8 protein-coding genes are annotated in these 9966 nt (G+C 43.1%); 3 read left to right on the plus strand and 5 right to left on the minus strand.

Annotated features, from left to right (window positions below):
* On the minus strand, positions 1–2064 hold the full coding sequence (locus AB4503_RS14880; RefSeq protein ID WP_372115338.1) for a protein-disulfide reductase DsbD family protein: 2064 nt from the start codon (positions 2062–2064) through the stop codon (positions 1–3).
* A 195-nt stretch (positions 2065–2259) separates the two neighbouring features.
* On the opposite strand from AB4503_RS14880, the gene AB4503_RS14885 reads away from it, so the two are divergent.
* A complete protein-coding gene (locus AB4503_RS14885) occupies positions 2260–2469 on the plus strand; it encodes a hypothetical protein (RefSeq protein ID WP_371722397.1) in 210 nt (69 codons plus the stop codon).
* Between the two features lie 516 nt (positions 2470–2985).
* Here the strand turns inward: AB4503_RS14885 and AB4503_RS14890 are convergent.
* Positions 2986–3234: a hypothetical protein gene (locus AB4503_RS14890; protein WP_017062732.1), complete on the minus strand. Its 249-nt coding sequence runs from the start codon at positions 3232–3234 to the stop codon at positions 2986–2988.
* A 251-nt stretch (positions 3235–3485) separates the two neighbouring features.
* Here AB4503_RS14890 and AB4503_RS14895 point away from each other — a divergent pair, with 251 nt between their 5' ends.
* The gene (locus AB4503_RS14895; protein WP_065583709.1) at positions 3486–5090 is read left to right on the plus strand and encodes a mechanosensitive ion channel family protein; all 1605 of its coding nucleotides are present in this window, start codon (positions 3486–3488) and stop codon (positions 5088–5090) included.
* A 220-nt stretch (positions 5091–5310) separates the two neighbouring features.
* On the plus strand, positions 5311–6144 hold the full coding sequence (locus AB4503_RS14900; protein ID WP_372115283.1) for a RecX family transcriptional regulator: 834 nt from the start codon (positions 5311–5313) through the stop codon (positions 6142–6144).
* A gap of 145 nt (positions 6145–6289) precedes the next feature.
* Here AB4503_RS14900 and AB4503_RS14905 read toward each other — a convergent pair whose 3' ends face one another.
* The 3 genes from AB4503_RS14905 to AB4503_RS14915 form a co-directional block, all read right to left on the minus strand.
* Positions 6290–6640 (minus strand): hypothetical protein, encoded by a 351-nt coding sequence (locus AB4503_RS14905; RefSeq protein ID WP_102501375.1) that lies wholly within the window; start codon positions 6638–6640, stop codon positions 6290–6292.
* A 505-nt stretch (positions 6641–7145) separates the two neighbouring features.
* Positions 7146–7649 (minus strand): peptide deformylase, encoded by a 504-nt coding sequence (gene def, locus AB4503_RS14910; protein ID WP_016785410.1) that lies wholly within the window; start codon positions 7647–7649, stop codon positions 7146–7148.
* A 287-nt stretch (positions 7650–7936) separates the two neighbouring features.
* Positions 7937–9784, minus strand: coding sequence for a M3 family metallopeptidase (locus AB4503_RS14915; protein WP_372115285.1), 1848 nt, complete (start codon positions 9782–9784; stop codon positions 7937–7939).
* Positions 9785–9966: the final 182 nt, after the last annotated feature.

Here is a 9966-nt window from a genome sequence, read left to right on the forward strand (position 1 = left end):
TTATCTCGCAGCATCGATGGCTTGAACGACAGTGTCACTGTTGAGAATGACAGGCAGTGGAATACCGCTTTTATAGCTCGGGCCGTAGACGATATTAAATGGCACACCAAATCGCCCATTACTTTGTAAGTATTGAGTGACACTTTCGCTTGGTGTTGTCCAATCACCTTTCATCAAAACAATGTCTTCTTGCTGTAGGTGGCTGTAGACAGGGTCTTGAAGGATGACGCCGATCTTGTTGGCTTTACAAGTGATACACCAATCAGCAGTTACATCAACAAACACCGTTTTGCCTTGATCAACGAGCTGAGGGATTTGCTTCGCATCCAGCTTTTGCCAAGCGAGATCGTCAACAATCGGAGTTGCCCAGTTATCAGCGGTGACACTACCTACGATCAATGCAGCACCAAACACCAAGGTTGTGGTTGCGACGATAGGAATAAGCACCTTGCGACCCAACTTACGGCCAATCCAAACCAATACTGAAATCACGATAAATAGCGACAGCAGGATAGTAGGGAATTTACCAATGAATGGACTCAGAAGGCTTGTTAGCCATAGGCTGGTAATGAACATCATTAAGCCAAACACCAGCTTAACTTTGAACATCCACGCCCCAGGTTTTGGAAGCAATTTGGTTAGGCTTGGGAATAGCGCAAAGATCAACCAAGGCGCACTCATGCCGATACCAAGCGCGATGAAGATAGCCCATAACTCTTGGTAACTTGCTCCAAGTGCATAAGCAACCGCAGTGCCAAGGAATGGCGCGCTACACGGCGTTGCTAACAGCGTTGCAAACATGCCTTGAACAAAGTGGCCTGAATGTGAGTCATCGCCTTTGGTTGCCATCCACGTGTTTAAACCTGATGGTAGTCTGAATTCGAATAACCCAAGCAGGTTAATCGAAAACAGCAAAGTGATGATCAGCATGAACCCGATGAACCAAACATTTTGGAACTGGATTCCCCAGCCAATTGCATTACCACCCATTTTTAGAGCGGTCATACCTAGGGCTAACAGCGCAAATGATGTAATGACACCTGACGCAGAAGCTAAGAATGAGAGTCGAATATGACGATTAGATGCACCTTGGTTTTGAATGATGCTGTTTAATTTCATTCCTAAGACTGGCAACACACATGGCATGATGTTGAGGATCAAACCACCAATTAAAGCGAAGCCTATCATCGCCAAAAAGCCGTTTTTGCTTGTTTGGTAAGCGATCGGTTCTGAGCCAACCTGGGCCGTCATCTCTTCGGCGAAATTAGTATCTGAAACAGTGACACTCACGGTACGGTCCGTTAAGTCGACTTCACCTATCCAGTTGCTCACATCAAATACGGCCGTCATTGTATTGTCTGTGATGTGGACGCTTGGTTGAGAGAAGAAGTCATCAATCACTTCTTGCCCGTCAATCAACACCATCGGCTTATCCCAGCCATTTTTACTTGTCAGCTGAGTAACCAGTTGCTGCTTGCTCTTGTCCCAAAATAGACCATTGACTGAAGTGCGATTAGCTTCTCGTGGAGATTGGCTCATGCCTTGGTTGAACAAGAACATCGCTTCTTCATCGAGCGCTAAAGTTTGTGGGTCAATCGGCAGTTCGATATCGTAATCGGTTAACACACAGATATTGGTACACGACGGAAAGGTAAACGATGCCCTGAATATCGCAGGCTTCGTGTTGTCTTTCAGGGATAAAGTGACAGGAAAGCTGACATTTTTTTTGTAGCCTAACGTCATGACGTCAAGCTGCTCGTAGTATTTAGGTATCGGCCAGTGCCACTCTACTGACTCAATGTTTGTTGAACCAGACCAGTCCCAGCTTGGCGGAATGCCACCTTCGCCTGGGCTGCGCCAATAGGTTTTCCAGTCGCCGTCGAGCACGACATCGAGCACGGTTTGGATCTTAGAGCCGTCATCCGACTGTTCACCCGTCGACATCATTCGCATTTTAACAGGCGGATGCTCAGGCACACTAAGCCAGCCCGTTGTCTGTGCCAAGGCGGTAAATGACGTCATAACCAAAAGGGCAGTGACTAAGGTTTTCGCGCATGTACGCATGCAGAATGCCAACGAATCGACAAACTTAGTTAGTAGTGTGTTGTACACAAATGTATCTCCAAAAAATAAATAAAAGGGTGTAGTAGCCCGGTTATTTACTCTCTAAATATACAGTGCTTTAGATGCAATCGGTGTTTTGTCGGTCGAGTAGAGCGATGATTGTCTCCGGATAATCTCGAGATGTGCGGAGATAAGTTGAATGCAACAGCAATCATCAGAACGAAAGGGATCAGCCAGCCCGTTTTAGGTGCGGCAAAGGTCAGCATTTTCGAACTTAGGCTGCATGAATTTGAATTGGGGGACGTTAACATTTTTGAGGCTTCTAAGCCGAAAACGCTGGCGTATAGAGCAGCCATTTTTTCTGAAGAAGCGATGTTGGTTTGGGGATTACTGGTTTCTGTATGAGTTTGTGTGCCAACTAGGACTGATTGGCCATTAGCGGATGCAGATAACGATACTTTCTTGACGGCCAGAGTGCTCGCCAGACAAGTTACGATAACCAGTCCGGTAAGGAAGAGCGCCCAAAGCGAATGCTTTTGTCGGCGGTTCTGTGTGGATAAGAAAAGTAGCGATGTGTTCAGCAAATTAGTCAGTAATCAAATCTGTTAGTCGTTAAAGCAAGCTCATTGAATTGTGGTTAGCTTAGATAAGTTCTCTTCGTGCCACAAGTCATAAAATGGTTAAAGTGAAACTATGTATAAATACGGGAAACGGCAGATACACGATAAAAGACGCATAAACACCAATTCACGCGAATACGACATTGAGCTGTAGCTAAAGTTCACAACAACTGAAAGTTATCGCTAATTATTCTGTATTGAGTGGTTTATTAACTATCAGGACGGGACAGGCGATACAAAAAAGCCCAACAGATCGTCAGTGAACGTGTTGGGCTTTAATCATTGGTGCTATTGGAAAGGCTTAGTGAGTGCGGCGAGGGCCGTTACGTACCAAGTCTTTACCGTTATCAAACACCTCTTTGGTGATCCAGCGAGCAAGCAGAACTTTATGGCTGCTATTGAATACAGCAACGAAGTGACGACCATCTGAATTATTGGTTGCCATGCCTACACCTTCAACGCCTTCAAGGCCTAAACCGCCAGCTTCCACTGAAATTAGGAATTGCTCTAGTTCTTCTAGAGACTCAATAATATCAAGTTCGTTGTTCATTTTTATGCTCTCTTGCTGTGAGCCAACATCGTATTTAGGGCGCTTTAGTGCTGTGCTCGAATGAAGATATTGGCTGCTGTTCTTTGTTGGATGCGTACTCTACAGGTCATAAGAGGGGATTGGAACTCTCAAATATTAGAAGCAGGCTGATAATTTGCGAATTTTTAACATAACATACGTTTAAATGCTTGTTATCCATATTCTTTTTACTACTATTTATAGGGTCAATTTAGACAGTGATAGGAATTAATATGATGAAGGTTTGGCGTTGTCTATTGTTAATGTTGGCGTTTGTCGCATTTGGAAGTTATGCGCAGAGCGTTGAGAAAATCGCAGAAGTACAAGATCAGTTAATGCTCGATCTAGCAACATTAGAAACGGCGCATGATGCTGAGAAGCCCTTTCTTGAAGATATCTTAAGGCGTAAGAATCAGGGCCTACGCGAAGAGATTTTTTCACAGCTATCGTCAGATAAAAAAGAGGGGCTGGATGTCACTCTTGCTCAGCAGGTCGAACTGCTACAAAAATTGCTGTCGTTGAATGAAACTAAAATCGTTTCAATGAGTAAAGAAAACCGTTCAGCTGAAGGTGACGCTAAAAAACGCCTTGAATTGCGTATTCAAAAACGAATCGGAATGATGGATGTCTATTATCAGCAGCTTGCTAAGACCTTAAATTGGTCGAAAGAGCGTGGTGTTGATGTTGCTGTTCCTGAAGGTGAGCTCAAAACGGCACTTGTTTCTCGTTCTCAATATCTTACTAATGCAATTCTATACACGGATACACAACGTCAAGATTTAGAACGCCGGTTATCTTATGTAAGTGAAGAAGAGAAAGCGACGATTAAAACTGAGCTTGAACGCTTCAGTGAGCGAACTAGCGTTATGGTCGCGAGCTTAGAAGAAACCATCACGCTAATGGAACCGTTTGGCGTGGATGTGACTTCGTACAAACGTGTTTTGCTAGCGACGACAGGTGACATTAACGCCGATGTGTTGGATGTTGATGTTGCACTGGAGCTGTTGGATGGTTGGCTTCGTTCGTTCAGTTCATGGGCTTTTGAAAATACCCCTTCTTTTATCGTTAAACTTGCTCTGTTTCTCGGTATTTTGTATGTAACTCGCCTTATTGCTAACGTGGCTCGCAAAACCGTTCGTAAGAGTGTTTCGCACTCTAAAATGGACTTCAGTGTATTGATGCAGGACTTCTTTGTATCCATCGCATCTAAAGCGGTCGTGTTTATTGGTTTGCTTATCGCACTGTCTCAAATAGGGATAGAGCTAGCACCTCTTCTTACTGGTTTCGGTGTAGCCGGTGTCATCATTGGTTTCGCATTGCAAGACACACTATCTAACTTTGCATCGGGTTTGATGATCTTGATCTACCGTCCTTATGACGTCGGTGACATGGTTAAAGTGGCAGGCGTGCAAGGCACGGTAAAAGACATGAGCTTAGTATCGACGACTGTTCAAACCATTGATAACCAACGCTTGGTGATCCCAAACAACAAGATTTGGGGTGACGTGATCAACAACATCACGGCAGAACGTGTAAGACGTGTTGATATGGTTTTCGGTATTGGTTATTCAGATGATATCGATAAAGCGAAAGCGGTATTGAACGACATCATTCTTGCACACCCTCTAGTGTTGAAAAAACCAGAGCATATGATCAAGCTTCATACCTTGAATACGTCTTCTGTTGATTTCGTAGTTCGACCTTGGGTTAAGACTGATGACTATTGGGATGTGTACTGGGATGTAACGGAAACCGTGAAGAAACGCTTCGATGAAGAAGGCATCACGATTCCATTCCCTCAACGAGATGTACATATTTACAATCACGAAGAGAGTTAAGCGAATGAGCTAGTGCGCGAAGCGATTTCGAAAAGAGCTATTACGAAAAAAGCTAAGCATGGCTTAGAGCCATCATTCTTAATGTGATATCAAATGGACGCTGAACAAGCGTCCATTTTTATTGGCTGCCGCTTATGTTGAGCTTCATTCTTTTATGTCACTCAACCACCTTAGAATTACGTTATGATGGGGTAGGCTTAATCTGGAAAGTTGAAATCGAATGGACGATTCACAGCAAAAAACGAATACTAGAAATACAACGGTAAGAAAAGCGACGCGAATTGAAAGTGTTATGAACTCTGCGATGTGGCATTTAACTCAGAGAGACATGACGGAAAGCGAGTTAGTGGCGAAGCTCAAAGTGAAAACCGACAATCAAGAATGGATCGATGAAACTCTAGGGACATTGAAAGGCTTCGGGTATCTCAAGTCTGACCAAGTGTTTGCAGAACAATTCGTGGAACAAGCTTTCTTTGGTGAATTCGGTTCTCGATACATTGTCGAAAAACTGAAGAAGAAGGGGCTGACCGATTCAGTGATTTCTGATGCAATCCATAAAGTGTCGTTCGAAAAGTCTATTGATGAACAAACCATCTTGATAGACCGAATCAACCACTACTATTCAAGCTTTACCATGAGCCGTGAAAAGCTGGTTGCGACACTGCAAAAGCGTGGCTTTAGCTATCAACAAGTTAAGGTAGCGATTGACCAGCACCCACAAGCGCATCAACTGAAAAGTAACATTCAAATTAAGGCCGAGAAAGCCGATTTGGAAAAAGAGGTGCTCAAGTATGCTCGTAAAGGCAAGGGCCTGACCGCCATTCAGCAAGAACTTAGACAACGACAAATCGACACAAGTGAGCTGTCATCGCTCATCGACCGATTGATTAATGAAGAGCAGCTAGATTTCTATTCTTCTTGTTTAGAACAGTTGCAGAAGAAGTCTTATGACCTAAACGATCATAAAGAACGCTCCAAGGCTTACGCGATGCTAAGTCGAAAGGGGTTCTCTTCAGACGAGATCAAATTTGCATTGAGTGAAGATAACGAATAACTAAGCCGGAAAAATTTCCTATTGTAGTATGTTGGTTTGTCCTAAGTAACTATTGGACAGAAACGTTTTAGGTGTGCTGCTCTAAACCGTTTCGTCCTGATTAGAAAAAGTGCCTTGAAACTTTAGTCGTTTGTTATGCTCGTGCTCATGAAAATTGAAGAACTAAACAAACTATAAACGCTGGCAGACCAGCGATGAAGAAAACCAAGCCTGTCTGGTAGTTCATTCGATAGTGCTCGCGTTCGTCTTTTTCGAAATCGTGTCCCTCTACCATTTTGTAGACTTTATCTGTTCTAGTGTCATCGAACCGAGTCGTCTTACTATGGATGCCACCTTCCCACATTAGCTTCGCTAAAACCCATATGACGATGACAACAAAGAAAAGAAAGTCGACCAATTGTGTCGTAGCAAAGAATGGAACAAACTGGGCTAGAGCGACAACAACAAGAGCCGCTAATAGGTTAATTAGAACAACTTTTTTGAGTAAATCGAGCAAAATCACCTCCTAGATCATCGCTTTATAGACGGACTTTTTCCGTCTTTGCATTCCGTCTATGTTGCTGCCATTTATTATAAAACTCAACGGGTATCAACCTGTTATGTGAATCGGTATATAGTTGCGGGGTCGAATTACGGAAAAATTCCGCATAAGAGAACAAAGTACGGATTAGATTAACTTGGTCTATTGGTGTACTGCTCAGATGTTCCGTGTGCAGGTTCTGTGAAGGTTTGGGGCAGCTCTGAGTTAGTCACGATGGCTAACTCGCGTGATCACCAAGCGATTCTGTCATACCGTAATTATCAACCAATAAATGTCTAATGGCCTAGCCAATAGTGGTTGGCTGCGGATAGACCACAATAAGAGACCTTCTATATGTGTTTGTCGTAAGCAATGTTTAATGACCGAAATGACAAAGCGAAGCAGATAACTTTGTTGTTCGAAAAGCATTGGCTACTCACGCAGCCAACAGGATGTAATAACCTATATTGATAGACGGAAGTTAAGAGTGCGCTTTAACGTACTTTTTAACCTTTTTCATAGCCATTTGACGCTTAAGTGGTGAAAGATAGTCAATAAACAAGTTACCCGACAAATGATCTATTTCGTGCTGCATTACGATAGCTAGAAACTCATCACTTTCGATGGTCATTGGTTTACCTTCGCGATCTAAAGCAGACACAACAACTGAAGTAAAACGCTCTACGTCGGCATAATAGTCAGGAACTGATAAACAACCTTCTTGGCCCAATGTTTTATCCGAGCCGCTAACCACTTCAGGATTAACCAAAACTAATGGTTCATCTCGACTTTCGGAAAGGTCAATAATAACAACGGCCTCTTTACGACCAACTTGAGTTGAAGCCAAACCAATACCATTGTCAGTCGCATATAACGTTTCCAACATGTCGTCTATTAATGTTTGTACCGTGGAGAGATCTTGCACCTTTTCCGCTTTGACCTTAAGCCTTGGATCTGGTGCAGTCAGAATTTCTAAAACTGCCATATTTTCCTTCTATTCTTGGAAGCTCATAACGCTTTCTATACGTCGACTGTCCGTATTTTATGGGCCAATAATGCCTTCTTTCTTTTTAACCTTCAACAATACCAACAGATATGACGGGGTAAATAGCCTTTGCATATAACTTGGACAACACATTGCTTCAGATAACCTTTCGTAGGGGAAAGCTCATGAACAGGTTGTAAATGAGTAAAAGGTCTAGATTACAATGGGGCAAAAATGAGTTATGTCACTACTCATTTTTGCCTTTTTCATTAGCATTAAAACTCAATCTATCGACCGTATTGCTCAATAATAAAGTGCTCAAAATCATCACACATTTGGTCATTCGACTTTGCATTATTCGCTAATTCAGTTGCTCCATCAACGATCGATACCTTCGCATTCAAATCCGCGACTGGTGCACGTTCTCTTGTCGACAGCTGTTTGATTTTTTGCTCCTCAATCGCCCAAGCCTCCTCTGGCGATAAGTTACACTCGTCAGCGAGATATTTGGCATTAAAACCTTCCCCAGTCAGGCTTTCGATTGTACCGTTATGGTTCACGCTATTGCCTTTATGCCAATAGTGTTTCGCCAACAAAGGCCCGATCTCTGGGTTATCTGTTAAGTAACCAAACTTGTCGGTGAAATAAGCTCGTGTTTGATACACCGCCATATGAGCCAATAGATAACCTTGGTATGAGCAAGATGCTTCATCAGACAATAAGTGAGGGATCGCCATCAGTGGACGAGGGCTGCAAGACAATCCAAGAATTGCCTTTTCACTGCTACGAGCCAGAGCAGTGATCTTTTCAGGTGTCAGATCTTCATCCGCCAATTCGTAAAGTGCTCGCTCGAAATACGGAACCACTAAAATGCTGCGCTCTTGATAAGCTCTGAAGGGCTGTTTGTTATCGATGATTGCTTTGATTAACTCGTCAGGTACTGCTTGGCCATCTGCATTAAGCGCGTATTGTTTGAGCCAATCGGCATCATTCAACAGGCTATCACAGAACATAGACTGAGTTTCCGCGTAAGCCATCGAGGTCGGTGCAAACTCTTGAGAGAAGCACGGCGCGTTCATTTTCACGTTGGCAAAGTGAGCAGCGTGACCACCTTCGTGGAACAAGGTGTTAATCCCATCATAACCACTGCCTACTTGATCGGGCTTAGCATTACTCGTGAAGTTGACTTGAGCTGGCACCCAAGTGTCTTGGTCATAGAAAGAAGGAATAGGCCCGTGACAGAAACCATTAGGGTATTTACCTTTGCGATCAAGCAGATCCAATTTTAATGTCGCTTGAGAGTATTCGATATTCAGGCGGCCAAAAGATTCAATCCAGCGTCGAAGTGACTTTGAGAATGGAACATAAGGATCAAGATAATTCATAACGTCACCAGCGAAAGAGTAGGTGAAGTTATGAGCTTCGAGTGCACTTTTGCCTTTCTGCTTAGCTAAGTTCGCTAGGCTTTGTTGATGGCTATCACGCGTGCGTGCTTCGAAGTCATCCAGAATCGTAAACAGTTGTTCTGTCGTCATCTGTTCGGTTTTTACCACCGAGTAATCAAAGAAGGTTTTAAACCCCAGTGATTGAGCAAATTGGTTACGTTTTTTGATCAGCTCAATAAAGCCGTTCGCCAGCAGCCATTGCTCTAAATCTAATAATGCTTGATGTGCAGAAAGCCTAACTTGTTCATTACCATTACTTCTAACGGCTGAACCTAAAACGGGCAGCGATCCTTCTGTTTCATCACCTGTTTCATTTACGTAAGTCATTACATGATTCTGTTTTTTCTCAAACAGTTCAGCCTCAAACTTTATGAGATCGGATTTAAGCTTCTGTGACTGCTCAGACTCAATAGCGTGAGATCTAAAGGTCGCCAACCAACCATTCAAGCCTGTCAGCGTACTCTCTTTTTCGAGAGGATCTTGAATTTCATCAATAGCAGCGAGTTGCGTTTCGATAGCAGTAATCTGTTCGGCAGAGCTTAGAAATTCCGTCCACTGAGTCTGTGCGAGTGTCGAACCATCGTGGTCGTCACTGATACCCATATATGTATCCCAAAAGAAGTCTTCTTTCGCTTTATGAGTCGCAAGATACTTTTGATTCAATTGGTTGAGATAGTTCGTTGCAGTCATGACATTCCTTGAAATTTAACCAGTAATTTCAACATTATGACACATTCATTGAACGTATTTTGTGACGATAGATATAACTGAATGCAAGTCACAACCTATCGGTTTACTTTACAGTGTATCAGTGATAATTAATTAATTGTTAATGATTTGTTGTTTGCTAGTATTAACTAAAGAGAGTGTGC

It is taken from the genome of Vibrio sp. 10N.222.55.B11 (assembly GCF_041473705.1).
In the GTDB taxonomy this organism is placed as follows: domain Bacteria; phylum Pseudomonadota; class Gammaproteobacteria; order Enterobacterales; family Vibrionaceae; genus Vibrio; species Vibrio crassostreae_C.